Annotated in this window: 14 protein-coding genes; 8 read left to right on the top strand and 6 right to left on the bottom strand. The window is 77.4% G+C overall.

Features of this window, described 5'->3' with window-relative positions:
* The first annotated feature begins 49 nt into the window (after positions 1-49).
* Complete coding sequence (locus E4A51_RS18275; RefSeq protein WP_167748854.1) at positions 50-193, top strand: hypothetical protein; 144 nt, start codon at positions 50-52, stop codon at positions 191-193.
* Positions 194-238: 45 nt separating this feature from the next.
* Here the strand turns inward: E4A51_RS18275 and E4A51_RS08110 are convergent, their stop codons facing one another.
* Both E4A51_RS08110 and E4A51_RS08105 read right to left on the bottom strand, forming a co-directional pair.
* Positions 239-1,108 (bottom strand): alpha/beta hydrolase, encoded by an 870-nt coding sequence (locus E4A51_RS08110; RefSeq protein ID WP_134851398.1) that lies wholly within the window; start codon positions 1,106-1,108, stop codon positions 239-241.
* Between the two features lie 256 nt (positions 1,109-1,364).
* Positions 1,365-1,787 carry an organic hydroperoxide resistance protein gene (locus tag E4A51_RS08105; protein ID WP_134851397.1) on the bottom strand — a complete coding sequence of 141 codons (423 nt, stop codon included), beginning with the start codon at positions 1,785-1,787 and terminating at the stop codon, positions 1,365-1,367.
* 115 nt (positions 1,788-1,902) lie between these two features.
* On the opposite strand from E4A51_RS08105, the gene E4A51_RS08100 reads away from it, so the two are divergent.
* Positions 1,903-2,496 carry a TetR/AcrR family transcriptional regulator gene (locus E4A51_RS08100; RefSeq protein ID WP_070319443.1) on the top strand — a complete coding sequence of 198 codons (594 nt, stop codon included), beginning with the start codon at positions 1,903-1,905 and terminating at the stop codon, positions 2,494-2,496.
* Between the two features lie 11 nt (positions 2,497-2,507).
* On the opposite strand, the gene E4A51_RS08095 is transcribed toward E4A51_RS08100, so the two are convergent.
* The 3 genes from E4A51_RS08095 to E4A51_RS08085 form a co-directional block, all read right to left on the bottom strand.
* On the bottom strand, positions 2,508-3,431 hold the full coding sequence (locus E4A51_RS08095; RefSeq protein WP_070319432.1) for a DMT family transporter: 924 nt from the start codon (positions 3,429-3,431) through the stop codon (positions 2,508-2,510).
* A 269-nt stretch (positions 3,432-3,700) separates the two neighbouring features.
* Entirely contained in the window at positions 3,701-5,539 is a 1,839-nt protein-coding gene (locus E4A51_RS08090) for an ABC transporter ATP-binding protein (protein ID WP_134851396.1), read from the bottom strand.
* Positions 5,536-7,311 carry an ABC transporter ATP-binding protein gene (locus tag E4A51_RS08085; RefSeq protein ID WP_134851395.1) on the bottom strand — a complete coding sequence of 592 codons (1,776 nt, stop codon included), beginning with the start codon at positions 7,309-7,311 and terminating at the stop codon, positions 5,536-5,538. The genes E4A51_RS08090 and E4A51_RS08085 overlap by 4 nt, the downstream gene beginning before the upstream one ends.
* Before the next feature lie 54 nt (positions 7,312-7,365).
* On the opposite strand from E4A51_RS08085, the gene E4A51_RS08080 reads away from it, so the two are divergent.
* From E4A51_RS08080 to E4A51_RS08055, 6 genes are all read left to right on the top strand, one after another.
* The gene (locus E4A51_RS08080; RefSeq protein ID WP_134851394.1) at positions 7,366-8,247 is read left to right on the top strand and encodes an AraC family transcriptional regulator; all 882 of its coding nucleotides are present in this window, start codon (positions 7,366-7,368) and stop codon (positions 8,245-8,247) included.
* A 102-nt stretch (positions 8,248-8,349) separates the two neighbouring features.
* On the top strand, positions 8,350-9,309 hold the full coding sequence (locus tag E4A51_RS08075) for an ABC transporter substrate-binding protein (RefSeq protein WP_134851393.1): 960 nt from the start codon (positions 8,350-8,352) through the stop codon (positions 9,307-9,309).
* 27 nt (positions 9,310-9,336) lie between these two features.
* The gene (locus E4A51_RS08070; RefSeq protein WP_134851392.1) at positions 9,337-10,233 is read left to right on the top strand and encodes a siderophore-interacting protein; all 897 of its coding nucleotides are present in this window, start codon (positions 9,337-9,339) and stop codon (positions 10,231-10,233) included.
* Complete coding sequence (locus E4A51_RS08065) at positions 10,230-11,333, top strand: iron chelate uptake ABC transporter family permease subunit (RefSeq protein ID WP_134851391.1); 1,104 nt, start codon at positions 10,230-10,232, stop codon at positions 11,331-11,333. The genes E4A51_RS08070 and E4A51_RS08065 overlap by 4 nt, the downstream gene beginning before the upstream one ends.
* A 74-nt stretch (positions 11,334-11,407) precedes the next feature.
* Positions 11,408-12,457, top strand: a complete 1,050-nt coding sequence (locus E4A51_RS08060; protein ID WP_134851494.1) for an iron chelate uptake ABC transporter family permease subunit — start codon at positions 11,408-11,410, stop codon at positions 12,455-12,457.
* Entirely contained in the window at positions 12,454-13,356 is a 903-nt protein-coding gene (locus E4A51_RS08055; RefSeq protein ID WP_134851390.1) for an ABC transporter ATP-binding protein, read from the top strand. Before E4A51_RS08060 ends, E4A51_RS08055 begins: the two co-directional genes overlap by 4 nt.
* On the opposite strand, the gene E4A51_RS08050 is transcribed toward E4A51_RS08055, so the two are convergent.
* The gene (locus tag E4A51_RS08050) at positions 13,281-15,059 is read right to left on the bottom strand and encodes a sodium:proton antiporter (RefSeq protein ID WP_070319438.1); all 1,779 of its coding nucleotides are present in this window, start codon (positions 15,057-15,059) and stop codon (positions 13,281-13,283) included. The two genes, E4A51_RS08055 and E4A51_RS08050, sit on opposite strands and share 76 nt — an antisense overlap.
* Positions 15,060-15,132 lie beyond the last annotated feature (73 nt).

Below are 15,132 nucleotides of genomic sequence, written 5' to 3'. Positions count from 1 at the left end.
GCCGTCACGTGAGGATCACCGGGAGTGGGGTCACCGGGGAGGCGGCGTCGTGCTGCTCGCCGCGTGCGCCGTGATGGCCGCGCTGGCGTGGCTGGCACGGCGCACGCTGCACCTCGGTGACGACGACGAGGACGACGCGGCCGGGGTCGGCGTGGTCGAGCACCTGGTCGCCGTGGTGCCGCCGCTCGGCTGACCGCGGTACGGCCCCGCCCCGGGCGGGCGGGGCCGTACCGCGCGGTCAGGATCGTCGCGCGACGAGCGCGTCGACCGTCCCGGCGACGTGGCCCCACGCTGCGGGGTCGGGCAGGTGCCCGCACTCGAGCGGGACGACGTCCGTCCCCAGCAGGCGCCGCGCGGCGGGTGCGACGTGGGCGGGGGGCAGCAGCCGGTCGTGCACGCCGGCCATGACCACGGGCGGCCGCGACCGCAGGACGTCCGTGAACCGGTCGGCCTGCCGCCCGGGGACGAACCCGGGCCGCACGTGGCGCCCCACCAGCGTGAGCCACTCGACCAGCGCCGGGTCGACCCGCTCCGCGGGCGCCGCCAGGTGCTCGAGCAGCCGGTAGCTGGTCGCGGGCCGGGGCGCGGCACGCCAGCGCGCCGCGGCGGCGAGCAGCCGTAGCGGGAGCCGGGGGCGGCGCAGGCCGCCGGGGCTCACGAGCACGCGGCCGACGACGAGCGGTGACGACGCCGCGAGCGCGGCGGCGGCACCGAGCGCGTGCCCGACGAGCACGACGGGCCGGTCCAGCCGCGTGACGACCTCGTCGAGCCACGCACCGAGCTGGTGCACGCGGGCCCTCTCGACGCGGCGCCCCGAGCTGAGCCCGGGCTCGCCCGGCACGTCGGGCGCGACGACGTGCCCCCGCGCGGCGAGGGCCGTCAGCGCGGGCAGGTGCGCCGCGGCGCACGCGTTGGCCCCGGGCACGAGCACGACCGCGACCGGCACGTCGGAGTCGCCCGCCGTGAGCACGTGGGTCGGGCCGGCGACGGTGTCCCGGTGATCGCGGACGTGCGGCACGGCCCACGCGGAGAGCCGCGCGTCGCACCAGTCGTCGATCCGCCGCCGGGCGTGCGGGTCGTGCAGCGTCCGGTAGATGCTCTCCGTCATGGCGCTCACCCGCCCGGCCGGGCGGTGGGCGTGAGCGTGCGGGCAGGGGAGGTGGGGCGCACGGCGCTCCTCGGGTCGTCCGGACGTCGATGGCGCGTCGCAGCGCCAGCCGACCAGACTTCCCGGCACACCGGTGACCAGTGTAGGTCGGGCGCCCTGCTCCGCGCCCGCGGGCGTCCGGGCCGCGGGGCCCCGCCTGGTGCGTGAGAGGTCGATCCAGCACGCGGCTGGATCGACCTCTCACGGCACGGGGGTGTCAGGCCGTGACGACCTCGAGCGTGACGGGGACGTTGCCGCGCGTCGCGTTCGAGTAGGGGCAGACCTGGTGCGCGGCCTCGACGAGGCGCTCGGCGGCGGCCTGGTCGATCCCGCCGAGCTCGACGTGCAGGGTCACCTCGAGGCCGAACCCGCCCTCGCCGTTGGGGCCGATGCCGACCTCGGCCGTGACGGCCGAGTCGGTGAAGGTGACCTTGTCGCGGCGCGCGACGCTCTTGAGCGCGCTGTGGAAGCACGCCGAGTAGCCGGCGGCGAAGAGCTGCTCGGGGTTGGTCGCGCCGCCCGCGCCGCCCATCTCGCGCGGGACGGCGAGGTCGAGGTCGAGGAGGCCGTCCGACGAGCGGGTGTGGCCCTCGCGCCCCTCACCGGTGGCGGTGGCGACGGCGGTGTAGACGACGGACATGGCGGGACCTCCTGGGGAACAGCGAGAGAAAGAACAGTCGTTCTACCTATGGCGTACACTCCACCCTGAGGAGGTCGGGATGTCAAGCACGCACGACGCCGCCTACGGTTCGACCATGACCGCCGACGCCGCCCGCCCGTCCGCGCGGCCCGGCACCCGCTCGGCCGCCCGCGAGCGGCTGCTCGGCACCGCGTCCGCGCTGTTCTACGCCGAGGGCGTGCGCGCCGTCGGCGTCGACCGCGTCGTCACCGAGGCGGCCGTGACCCGCGCGACCTTCTACCGGCACTTCACCGGCAAGGAGGCCCTGGTCGTCGCCTACCTCGACGCGGTCGACGCGGGCGTCCGTGAGCGCGCCGGCGAGCTGCCCGACGCCCCGGACGACGTCGCCGCGTGGCTGCGGCGGCTCACCGCGGAGATCGGCGACGAGCTGTGCCGCCCCGGGTTCCGCGGCTGCGCCTTCATCAACGCCGCCGCCGAGTACCCCGACGCCGCGAGCCCCGTCCGCGTCGCCGTCCGGCGCCACCGGGAGTGGCTGCAGGACGCCGCCACGCGCGCGCTCGCGCGCACGGGCCACCCCGACCCCCGCGCCGCCGGCAGCCGCTGGATGGCGCTGCGCGACGGCGCGATGGTCGGCGCGTACCTCGGTGACGTCGACGACGCGCGCGCGGCCCTGCGCGCCGGCGTCGACGACCTGCTCGCGGGCCGCTGACCCGACGCGGCTCAGGCCGACGGCACCGGCGCGACCTCGGGCGCGGGTGCGTCCGCCGGAGCTGCGGCCGACGCGCGTCCCGCGACCCAGATCGTCGCGGCGCCCGCCGCCGACACCAGCAGGATCCCGGCGACGGCTCGCACGCCCAGCGGGTCGCCCAGCAGCGCGGCCCCCACGAGCGCGCCCGTCACCGGGTCCATCGCGAACAGCGTGCCGACGACGCGCGTCGAGCTCACGCGCACCGCGAGGAAGTCCAGCGAGAACGCGAGAGCGACGCCCAGCAGGCCCGACACGACGAGCACGCCCCACCCGCCGGCCGCGACGCGCGGCACGGCCGGCACCGAGAACGGCAGCAGCGCGAGCGCCCCCACGGCGACCGACAGCGCGAGCCCGTCGAGGCCCGCGGTGTCGTCGCCGACGCGGCCCGCGAGGAACGTGTACGCGCCGAACGCGACGGCCGCGCCCAGGCCGAACCCGACGCCGAGCGCGTCGACGCCACCCACCGGGCCGGCGACCAGCAGCACGCCCACGAGCGCCCCGGCCGGCAGCGCGAGCTCACGCCGCCGCGCGACGCCCGCCGCGGCCACCGTGAGCGGCCCCAGGAACTCGAGCGTCACCGCCAGGCCTAGCGGCAGCCGCTGCACAGCGGCGTAGAACAGCACGTTCATCGCGGCCATCGCGACGCCGTACAGCACGACGCCGCGCCACGCGCGCGGCGAGCGGCCCCGCAGCGACGGCCGCGTCAGCGCGAGCAGCACGACGGCCGCGACCGCCATGCGCAGACCGCTGACGCCGAGCGTCCCGACGGTCGCGAACAGCGACGACGACAACGCCGCCGACACCTGGATGCTCGACGAGCCGACGAGCACGAGGCCCAGCGCGAGCAGCGGGCCCGAGCGCGGGTGGGCAGCACGGAAGGAGGACAGGAAGGTCATGAGAGGTCCCGGGTGATCGAGCCGGACGTCGCCGGCGGGGGTGGTGTCGATCAGCGCGGGCCGTCGAGCCGCGGACGCAGGGCGTCCGCCGGGGGAGGGCCCGCTACCGGGCGCAGGGGCCGCGACGCGCGGCGCACCCGAAGCTGCTCATGGGATCCATGTGCCGGACCATAACCCCTGCGCGGGCCTCGCGGCGTCCCCGTCCCACGGCGACGGGCGGGACCGCTGCGCGCGAGGGGTCCACCCACCCCCGTGCCGGACCGTCGGCGTCACGAGGCGCGGCCCCGGTGCCACGCGGACCACAGCCGCGCGTACGGCTCGCAGCCCGCGAGCAGCTCGTCGTGCGTCCCGGTGGCCACCACGCGCCCCGCGTCGAGCAGCGCGATCCGGTCGGCCCGCGCCGCCTGGTCGAGCCGGTGCACGACCACCAGGGCGGTGCGCCCGGCCAGCACCCGGCGCGCGGCCACGTCGAGCGTGCGTGCCGCGCCCGAGCCCGCCTCGGCCGTCGCCTCGTCGAGCACGACCACGCGTGCGTCGGTCAGCGCGAGCCGCGCGAGCGCGACCTGCTGCGCGCGGTCCGGGGAGAGCGGCAGCCCGCCGGCGCCCACGGCCGTCCGCAGGCCCTCGGGCAGGTCGTCGACCCAGTCGGCGCCGACCAGGGTCAGCGCGTCGCGCAGCCGTGCGTCGTCCGCGTCCGGGCGTGCCAGTCGCAGGTCGTCGGCGAGCGTCCCCGCGAACACGTGGACCTCCTGCGTCACGGCCGCGACCGCGGTGGCGGCCCGCGGCGAGCCCGCCGGGGCGCCGTCGACCAGGACCGTGCCCGCGGTGGGCGCCACCGCGCCGGTCACGAGGCGCGCGAGCGTCGACTTGCCCGCACCCGACGCACCGACCAGCGCGACGACCTCGCCCGCCGCGACGTGCAGGTCCACGGCGTGCAGCACGGGCCGGTCGGGGTCGTACGCGAACGTCACGCCGCGCACGTCGATCGTGCCCGCGTCCGTCGTCGGCGCGTGCGTCCCCGCGTCCGCCGCCCGCGCGTCGGTCGTCCCCGGGGCGGCGTCGGGCGCGTCCCCGGCCGGGCCGTCCGCCGGCAGCACCCCGACGACGCGCGCGAGCGCCGCCTGCGCACGCTGCAGGTCGTCGACCTGCGAGAGCAGGATCCCGACGGGGTCGAACAGCCGGTGGACGAGCAGCGCGGCCGTCGTCGCGGCACCGACGGTCGCCGCGCCGGCACCCACGAGCCAGTACCCCACGACGAGCACCGCACCGAGGCCGACGAGCTCGCCGGCGTGCAGCCGGTGCGCGAACGCGAGCTGCACGCGCAGCCCTTCGACGGTGCGGTCGACTGTACGGAGCGACGCGCGCTCGACCTGCCCCTCGTGCGCGTCGGACGTGCCGAGGGCGCGGATCGTGTCGGCCGCGGTGACCGCCTCGAGCACCTGGTGCGTGCGGTCGGCCGCGGCCGCGCGCTCGGCGCGGAACACCGGGCCCGCGCGGCGCCCGAACGCGCGCACGCCCCACACCTGCAGCGGCACGGCGGTGAGCACCGCGACGGCGAACCGCCAGTCCAGCCCGGCCAGGCCGCCCACGGTCAGCAGGATCGTCGCGCCCGCGCCGCACACCGCGGGCAGCACCCGCGACACCGTGGTGCGCAGCACGTCGACGTCGCCGGAGACGCGCGCGACGAGGTCGCCCGTGCCCGCGCGCTCGAGGTGCGCGGGCGGCACGTGCAGGGCCGCGTGCACGGTGCGCTCGCGCAGGTCGGCGAGCGCGTGCTCGAACGTCCGGGCGACGAGCAGCCGGGCCACGGCGGCGAGCGCGGTCGCCCCGACGAGCGCGGCCACGAGTGCCGCCGCGGACCACCACAGGCGCGACGGGGCGGCGTCCGCCGCGACGGCGTCGACCATGCGGCCGATGAGCCACACCGGCACGAGCCCCGCGAACGCGCCGACGAGCAGGACGACCGCCGCGGCGGCGACGCCGCCGCGGTGCGTGCGCAGCACCTGCCACGCGTAGCGGCGCGTGGCGGCGGGGTCGGCGACGGGCAGCGCGGCGGCGGGCGGTGCGGTTGCGGCGGTGGGGACGGTGCCGGGGGCGGGGGTGCTCACGCGACCACCTCCCGGTAGGCGGGCACGCGCGCCAGCAGGTCGACGTGGGCGCCGGTGTCGGTGCCGTGCGCGTGCACCACGACGACGCGGTCGCACGCCGCGAGCAGCGTCGCCGACGACGTCACGAGCAGGACCGCTCGGTCGTCGCCGCGGCGCGCGTGCAGCGCGACGAGCTCGCGCGCCACGTGCTGCTCGGTGACCGCGTCGAGCGCGGTCGTCGGCTCGTGCAGCACGAGGACGGCGTGCGGGGTCGCCCAGGCGCGTGCGAGCGCGACGCGCTGCCGCTGCCCGCCCGAGAGCCGTGCCCCGGCGCCGTCGAGCACGGTCGCGAGGCCGTCCGGGAGGTGCTCGAGGACCTCGCCGACCGTCGTCGCGTGCAGCACGTCGGGGTCGGGCGGCGTGCCCGGGGTGCCGGCGGTGAGCACGTCGGCGAGCGGTGCCGTGACCAGCGCGACGTCGTGCGGAGGTGCGTGCACGGCGTCGCGCAGCGTCCGCGGGTCGAGCGCGGCGACGTCGACGCCGAGCACCCGCACGCCGGGGGTGACGCGGGTGCGGCCCGCGAGCGCCTCGACGAGCGCGCGCGTGCGGACCGCGTCGCCGGCGACGCCGACGACCTCGCGCCGTGCGACCCGCAGCGGGGGCAGCGGCGTGCCGTCGGCGGTCGTGGCGCCCGGCGTGACCTCGATCGCGACCGGGTGCGACGGGTCCGGTGCCGCTCCCGCTGCCGCGCCGGGTGCGGGGTGCAGCGGGGCGTCCTCGAGCAGCGCCGCGACCCGCCGGGCCGACGCGCGCCGGGCCGCGAGGTCCACGAGCACCCAGCCGACCGCGTCCATGGGGCGCTGCACGTACTGCGCGAGCCCCACGACCGTGACCATCTGGCCGAGCGTCATGCCGCCGTCGAGCGCGACGAGCCCCGCGGCGAGCGCGACGCCCGCGAGCACGAGCCCGGACAGCAGCGACGAGACGCCCGTGAACGCGACGCGCGCGCGGGCGGCGTGCAGCGCGGCGGCGAGCGCGTCGCGCGAGAGCGCGCGGTAGCGCGCGGCGGCGGCGGGTCGGGCGCCGACGCCGGTGAGCACGCGCAGGCCCGTGAGCATGTCGGCGGCCGCGCCGACGGTGCGTGCGGCGGACTGCTGCGCGGCGCCGGTGCGGGCGTCGAGCGGCCGCGACAGGTGGTGCAGCGCGACGAGCAGCGCGGGCGTCACGACGAGCACGCCGACGCCGAGCGCGGGCGACGCGTGGATCATGGCGACGGCCGCGACCGCGAGCGCGGCGAGCGCGGCGACGAGCTCGCCGACCGCCCAGGAGGTGCCGGCGACCTGTCCGGTGTCGGAGGTGAGGACCGCGTCGACCTCGCCCGCGGCGCGGGGTCGCGCGGTGCCGCGGTGCGCGAGGACACGGCGGACGCCGAGGAGGCGCAGGTCGTGCTCGCCGAGCGTCGTGACGTGCGTCGCGGCGAGCGCGCCGAACCGCCACGACCACGACAGCACGACGAACAACGCGACCAGCGCGCCGAGCAGCAGGCCGAGCGCGCGGCCGTCGCGGGGCAGCACGGCGTGGTCGATGACGGCGCCGACGAGCACGGGCACGAGGGCCTCGGCGACCTCGTGCAGCACGAGGCCGGTGGTCGACACGGCGAGCCGCGTGCGCCGACCGGCCGCGAGCAGCGCGTGACCGGCGACGCGGCGGACGGTCCAGGGCGTCGCGGACGCGGTGGCGGGTGCTGACGAGTCGCGCGTGCGCCTCGGCGGGGCGGAGACGGGGGAGGGCACGGCCCTAAGGTAAGGCGAACCTCATCGCAGCTCGAACCTGGAGGGTGACCGACCATGTCGACGATCGGCCAGGACGTCGCGGACGTCGACCTGACCGAGCTGGTGGCCGGGACGCGGGCGCGGCTGCTCACGGCGCTGCACGCGTCGGCGTCGCCGCGCGCGTGGGCGGCGCACGACCACGAGGACCACGAGCTGATCTGGGGCGTGCGGGGCGTCGTCACGGTGCGCACGGGCGACGAGCACCGGACCGTGCCGCCGAGCGCGGGCCTGTGGATCCCGGCGGGCGTGGCCCACGAGGTGGCGGCGTCCGCGGGCGCGCGCTTCTGGACGACGCACGTGGCCCGGCCGGTCGCGCCCGGCCTGCGGGGAGGTGCGCGTGCGGTGGCGGTCACGCCGCTGCTGCGCGAGGTGCTGCTCTACCTGCACAACCGCCTCATGCCGCAGGACGTGCGCGAGCAGGCCGAGACGCTCGCGCTCGCGCTGCTCGACGAGGCCGAGGTGCCGCCCGTGCTGCTGCCGGTGCCGGACGACCCGCGCGCGCTGCGCATCGCGCGGGCGCTCGTGGCGGACCCGGCCGACGACCGCACGCTCGCGCAGTGGTGCGCGCACGTGGGGTCGAGCGTGCGGCACATGTCGCGGGTGTTCGGCCGCGAGACGGGGATGACGTTCGCGCGGTGGCGCGTGCACGCGCGCGTGCGGGCGGCGACCACGCTGCTGCCGCAGGGGCTGCCGGTCGCGGCGGTCGCCCGCCGGGTGGGCTACCGCTCGCCGAGCGCGTTCGTGCACGCGTTCGGGGAGGTGACGGGGTGCACGCCCGGTGCCTACCTGCGGGCCGTGACCGTGCGGCCGGTCGCGGTGTCCCCGTGGGCGGATGACGACGAGGCGTGGCCGATCGCCGACACGGAACGGGTGATCGGCGACAGCGGCGGCCGCTGACGGGCATCGACGTCGAACTAAGGTGAGCCTCACCTGACTTCGACCCCGCGGCAGTGGCCCCGGGGCACGCGCGGCGCCCCGCGCCGCACCCGAGGAGACCTCATGACCACCACGTCCCGACGCCGCCCCGCGGCGCTCGCCCTCGCCCTCGTCGCCGGCCTCGCGCTCGCGGCCTGCTCGGCCACCGCCGACGGCGCGACCGGCGGTGCGCCGGCCGCCACGCGCACCGTCGACTCGGAGTTCGGCGAGGTCGAGCTGCCCACCGACCCGCAGGCCGCCCTCGGCTTCTACACCACGGACGTCGACATCCTGGCGACGCTCGGCATCCCGCTCGCGTCGTCGCAGCCCGTGCGTGACGGCTACACCGGCTTCCCGGCCTTCTTCCCGCAGGACGCGCTCGCGGACGTCGACACGTTCGTCAACTTCCCCGAGTACAGCTACGAGGCCGTCATGGCCGCCGCACCCGACCTGATCCTCAACGGGCTGGGCTACGACGAGGAGGCCGTGCAGCGCCTCGCCGAGATCGCGCCCACCTACTCCGTCAACGCGTTCGACGGCGCCGACTGGCGCGACAAGTTCCGCACCACGGCCGCCGCGCTCGGCCGCACCGAGCAGGCCGACGCGTGGTTCGCGCGCTACGACGCGCGCGTCGCCGAGGTCCGCGCCGAGCTCGACGCGCGCGACATCCACCCGCGCGTCGCCGCGATCGGCTGGTGGAGCGACCAGCTGCAGCTCTCCTGCTACGGCGTGCCGTGCCTCGTGTTCGCCGACCTCGGGCTCGACATCACGCCGCTGGCGCTGCAGGAGGGCGCCGCCCTCAGCCTCGAGCAGGTCGACCAGCTCGCCGACGTCGACGTCGCCGTCCGCAGCTACGCGCCCGGCCCCGCCGGCGAGTCGGCCGACGCCGAGACGCTGCGCACGCTCGCGACCAGCCAGGTCTGGTCGTCGCTGCCGTTCGTCGCCGAGGACCGCTACTTCCGCTACGACCTCGAGATGGACTACGGGTCGCCCAGCGGCCACGCGGCGTTCCTCGAGTTCCTCGCCGACAGCCTGCTCGGCTGACGTCGGCACGAGGGACGAGGGACGACGATGGCGCTCGACGGCGGTCTGACGCCCCGCATCTGGCGGGCCGAGGTGACGCACGTGCGCCGGCTCACGCCGGGCATGGTGCGCGTGACGCTCGGCGGTCCCGGCATGACGGAGTACCGCACCACGGGGGTGGGGGACGAGTACGTGCGGGTGTTCTTCCCGCACGCCGGGCAGGACGAACCCGTGATGCCGCGGGTGGCGGGACGGTCCTGGGAGTTCGACGACCCCGACACGGCCGCGCCCATGCGCACGTACACCGTGCGCGCGTGGCGGCCCGGCGAGGTCGACGTCGACTTCGTCGTGCACGACGGGGGCGTCGCGGCCGCGTGGGCGCTGCGCGCGCGGCCCGGCGACGTCGTCGGGCTCACCACGCCGATCGGCCTGTACGACCCCCCGGACGGCACGACGTGGCAGCTGCTGCTCGCCGACGCCACCGGGCTGCCCGCCGCGCTGCGACTGCTCGAGCAGGCCCCGCCGGGGGTCCGCACGCGCGCGGTGCTCGAGGTGCCGGACGCCACGCACCACCAGGACGTCGCGCCCGGTGCGCACGCCGACGTCACGTGGGTGCACGGCGGCAACGGCCACGGGCCCAGCGCCCTGGCCGACCTGCTGCCGGACGTGACCCTGCCCGACGGCCCCGGCTACGTGTGGGTGGCCGGCGAGACCCGCGTGCTGCGTGCGGTGCGCCGGCACCTGCGGCACGCGCGGGCGCTGCCCGGCACCGACTACAAGATCGTCGGCTACTGGACCGCGCAGGCCGAGCTGTGGCGCGAGCGGTACGACGCGCTGCCCGCGCCCGTGCGCAGCCGCCTCGCCTCCCTGTGGGACGACGCCGGGCGCGACCCCGAGGAGATCGAGGACGAGTACGACGACCAGCTGGAACGGCTCGGCCTGTGAGCACGACCGTCGACGCGGCCGACGCCCCGCCGGGCGCCTCGAGCGGCTCGGGCACCTCGGCCGCCGCGGGGGCCGTGACCCCGCCCGACCAGGCCGAGGCGCGGCCGCCCGGCGCGCACCGCGGCCGGTGGCTGGTCGCGGCCGTCGTCCTGCTCGTGGTCGCGGTCGGGGCGAGCCTCGCGCTCGGCGCCCGGCCCGTCGCGCTGGGCACGGTCGTCGACGCGTTCGTGCGGCCCGACGGGTCCGACGCGCAGTCGGTCGTGCTCGACCTGCGGCTGCCGCGCACCGTCCTCGGGCTGCTCGTCGGCGTGAGCCTCGGCCTGTCCGGCGCGCTGATCCAGGCGCTGACCCGCAACCCGCTCGCCGACCCGGGCATCCTCGGCGTCAACGCCGGCGCCCAGCTCGCCGTCGTGCTCGGCGCCACCGCGGGGGTCGTGACGCTGCGCGGGCAGCTGTGGCTCGCGTTCGCCGGCGCCGCGGCCGCGACCCTCGCGGTGTACGCGATCGGCGCGGCGGGCCGTGGCCGCCCCAGCCCGTTGCGCCTCACGCTCGCGGGCGTCGCGCTGGGCGCCGCGCTGGGCGGCGTCACGTCCGGGCTCACGCTGGTGTCCGAGCGGACCTACGACACGATGCGCGTGTGGGGCGTCGGGTCGCTCGCCGCACGCGACCTGGGGGTGGCCGCGACCATCGCGCCGTTCGTGGCCGTCGGCGTGCTCGTCGCGCTCGCCGTGGCGCGCCCGCTCAACGCGGTCGCGCTCGGCGACGACACCGCCGCGACGCTCGGCGCGCGGCTCGGGGCGACCCGCGTCGCCGTGGTCGTCGCCGTCACGCTGCTCGCGGGCGCCGCGACCGCCGCCGCCGGGCCCGTCGGCTTCGTCGGGCTCATGGTGCCGCACGTCGCACGGTGGCTCACCGGGCCCGACCAGCGCTGGGTGCTGACGCTGACGATGCTGCTCGCGCCCGTCCTCGTGCTCGTGTCCGACGTGACCGGGCGGCTCGTCATGCGACCCGCGGAGCTGCCGGTCGGCATCGTCACGGCGTTCGTCGGGGCGCCCGTGCTCGTGGCGCTCGTGCGCCGCCACCGGGCGAGCGGGCTGTGAGCGCGGCGCACGTCCGAGCCGTGCCGCCCGCACCGGCCGCTCCCGGCCCGGGCGACCTCGGCGCACCGCTCGGCCTGGCCGGTCCGCTCGACCGTGGGCGGCGCGAGCTCGTGCTGCGCTGCGGTCGCGTGAGCGTCGTCGTCGCGCGCCGCAGCGTCGTCGCCGTCACCGTGCTCGTCGTCCTCACGCTGGTGGTCGCGGTGCTCACGCTGGCCACGGGTGACTTCCCCGTCGCCCCGGCCGACGTGCTGCGCGCCCTGACCGGGCGGGCCGAGGGCAGGACCGCGACGGTCGTGCTCGGGTGGCGCCTGCCCCGCGCGGTCCTCGGGGTCGTGCTCGGTGCGGCGCTCGGCGTCGCCGGGGCGATGTTCCAGTCGCTCAGCCGCAACCCGCTCGGCAGCCCCGACATCATCGGCTTCAGCAACGGCGCCTACGCCGGTGCGGTCCTCGTGCTGCTCTCCGGGGGCACCGGCTACCTGACGGTCGCCGCGGGCGCGGTCGGTGGCGGCCTCGTCACGGCGCTCGTCGTGTACCTGCTCGCGTGGCGGCGCGGCGTGCAGGGCTTCCGTCTCATCGTCGTGGGCATCGGGGTCAGCGCCGTCATCTCGTCCGTCACGACGTGGTTGGTGCTGCAGGCCGAGGTGCGGCTCGCGGTCGCGGCGACCGTGTGGGGCGCCGGCACGCTCAACGGCGTCGGGTGGGACCAGGTCCGGCCCGCCGCGGGCCTCGGTGCCGTCCTGCTGCTCGGCGTCGTCGCCGTGTCCCGCGGCATGCACGCGCTCGAGCTCGGCGACGACGCGGGCGCCGCGCTGGGCGTCGGCGTCGAACGCACGCGGCTCGCGGTCGTCGTCGTCGGCGTCGCGCTCACCGCGGTCGCGACCGCGCTGACCGGCCCGATCGCGTTCGTCGCGCTCGCGGCGCCCCAGCTCGCGCGCCGCGTGCTGCGCGCCCCCGGCACGACGCTCGTCGGGTCGGCCGCCATGGGCGCGTTCCTGCTGGTCGCGTGCGACCTGGTCGCGCAGCGCGCGTTCGCGCCGCAGCAGCTGCCCGTGGGGGTCGTCACGGTCAGCCTCGGCGGGGCCTACCTGGTGTGGCTCCTGGTCCACGAAGCGAGGTCACGATGACGCAGCACCCCCCGGCACCCCTCAGCGCGCGCGGGCTGACGCTCGCGTACGACCGTCGCACGGTCGCGACCGACCTGTCCGTGGACGTGGGTCCCGGGTCGTTCACGGTGGTGGTCGGGCCCAACGCGTGCGGCAAGTCCACGCTGCTGCGCGCGCTGTCCCGCCTCCTGGCACCCGCCGCGGGGCAGGTCCTGCTCGACGGGCGCGACATCGCGCGGTACCGCACCAAGGAGGTCGCGCGTCGCGTCGGGCTGCTGCCGCAGACGTCGCAGGCGCCCGACGGGATCACGGTCGCCGACCTCGTGGGCCGTGGCCGGTTCCCGCACCAGGGGCTGCTGTCGCAGTGGTCCGCGGACGACGAGCGCGCGGTGCGCGCCGCGCTCGCGGCGACCGGCACCACCGACCTGTCGGGGCGCCTGGTCGACGAGCTGTCCGGCGGTCAGCGGCAGCGGGTCTGGGTGGCGATGGTGCTCGCGCAGCAGACCGACCTGCTGCTGCTCGACGAGCCGACGACGTTCCTCGACGTCGCGCACCAGGTCGAGCTCATGGACCTGTTCGCGGCGCTGCACGCCGCCGGGCGCACGGTGGTCGCGGTGCTGCACGACCTCAACCAGGCCGCGCGCTACGCGACCCACCTGGTGGCGATGCGCGGTGGCGAGGTCGTCGCGCAGGGCGCTCCCGGCGACGTCGTCACGGCGGACCTCGTGCGCGACGTGTTCGGGCTCGACTGCGTGGTCGTCGAGGACCCGGTGTCGGGCGGGCCGCTGGTCGTGCCGCGCGGGCGGGCCTGGCCGGCACCCGCGCCCGGGTCGGTGGCCGCGGCTCAGCCGCGCAGCTCGACGCCGATCTGCACGGCGTCCAGCTCGGCGAGCGCGCGGTCGAGCGTCGAGGACGGGTAGGTGCCGAGGTCGCGCAGGTGCAGCAGCTCGGCGCGCTGCGCACCCAGCAGCGTGACCATGAGCCGCTGGTCGGACGCGCGCTGCGCGGCGTGCTGCTCGTCGTCCGCCTCGACGGCCGCGTCGATGGCCGCGAGCCTGCGGCGCGCGCGCTCGACGGTCGCGCTCGGGTACGGCGTGCCGTCGGGCTGCGCGAGCCCCGGGTCGTCGAGCCGCTGCACGGCGGCCCGCCGCAGCTCGGTGCGCAGCGCGGTGAGCTGCTCGGCGTCGTCGTCGTCCCGGGCCGTGAGGCCGAGGCGTCGCGTGAGCCACGGCAGGGTGCCGCCCTGGACCAGCAGCGTCCCGGCGGCCACGACGAACGCGACGAGCACGAGCAGCGAGCGCTGCGGCGTGTCGGACGGCAGCGACTGCGCGGCCGCCAGCGTCACGGCGCCGCGCATGCCGGCCCACACGAGCACGACACCCTCGCGCGGGCCGAACCGCTCGGCCGTGAGGTAGTCGATGTCGGCGATCTTGCGGCGCACGCGCCGTCCCACGGCCTCGGCGCGGTCGGCCGGGTCGGGCAGGGCGGCCGCCGCGACGCGTCCGCCCGCGCGGAAGCCGGCGCGGAACCGTCGGCGACGACGGCCGGTCGAGCGGGGCGCCTGCGGCATGCGGCCCTCGTCGAGACGTTCCTGGGCGGACTCGAGCCAGTCCCGCAGCGCGGGCGTCCGCCGGGCGCGGCGCGCGAGCTCCCACACCGACCACGCGACGAACAGCGAGCGCACCGCGATGACGATGGTCGCGGTGAGGACGCCGAGCAGCAGCGCCGTCCACAGGCTGCCGTGCGCCTGGCGGACGTCGAGCACGAGCCCGAACACCTCGAGCCCCATGACGAGGAACACCGCGCCCTCGAGCAGCAGCTCGATCGTGCGCCACACCGCGTTCTCGGTGACGCGGTCACGCGCCCGCAGCGCGCGGGGCGCGGCGTGCCCCGTGACGAGCCCCGCGGTCACGGCCGCGACCAGGCCGGACGCGCCCAGGTGCTCGGCGGGCAGGTACGCGACGAACGGCACGACGAACGAGATCGCGACGTTCGACGTGGTCTGCGTGACGTGCCCGCGCGCCCACACGTGCAGGCGCCCCACGACGTACCCGACGACGACGGCCACGACGACCGCGAACACGAAGTCGCCCGCGACGCCCCACAGCGACACCGTGCCCGCGGTCGCGACGATCGCCGAGCGCAGCAGCACCAGGGCGGACGCGTCGTTGAGGAGCGACTCGCCCTCGAGGACCGTGACGATGCGCGGCGACACCCCCGCCTTGCGGACGATCGACGTGGCCACCGCGTCGGTGGGGCTGACGATCGCACCCACCGCGATGGCCGTCGCGAGCCCGAGGTCGGGCAGCAGCGCGTCGAGCGTGAACCCGACCGCGACGGTCGAGACCAGCACCAGCACGACCGAGAACGCGGAGATCGTGCGCAGGTCGCGCCGGAAGTCCATGGTCGGCACGTTGGTGGCCGACGAGTACAGCAGCGGTGGCAGCACGACCCCGAGCACCCACTCGGGCTGGATCTCGATCTCGGGCACGAACGGCAGGAAGCTCACCGCCACGCCCACCAGCACGAGCAGCAGGGGAGCAGCGACGCCCACCCGGGGGGCGAACGTCGTCACCAGCACGATCACGAGCACGGCGAGCACACCGGCGGCCACCAGGTCCATGCGTCACCTCACGGTCGGCGCGGCAGGGTCGTAGCCGAACCTACGCCCCCGAGGACGTCCACCCCCGCGGCAT

It is taken from the genome of Cellulomonas sp. HD19AZ1, from assembly GCF_004535805.1.
GTDB lineage: Bacteria > Actinomycetota > Actinomycetes > Actinomycetales > Cellulomonadaceae > Cellulomonas > Cellulomonas iranensis.
The sequence above is the reverse complement of the archived record's forward strand: the minus strand, read 5'-3'. Positions and strand labels throughout refer to the sequence as shown.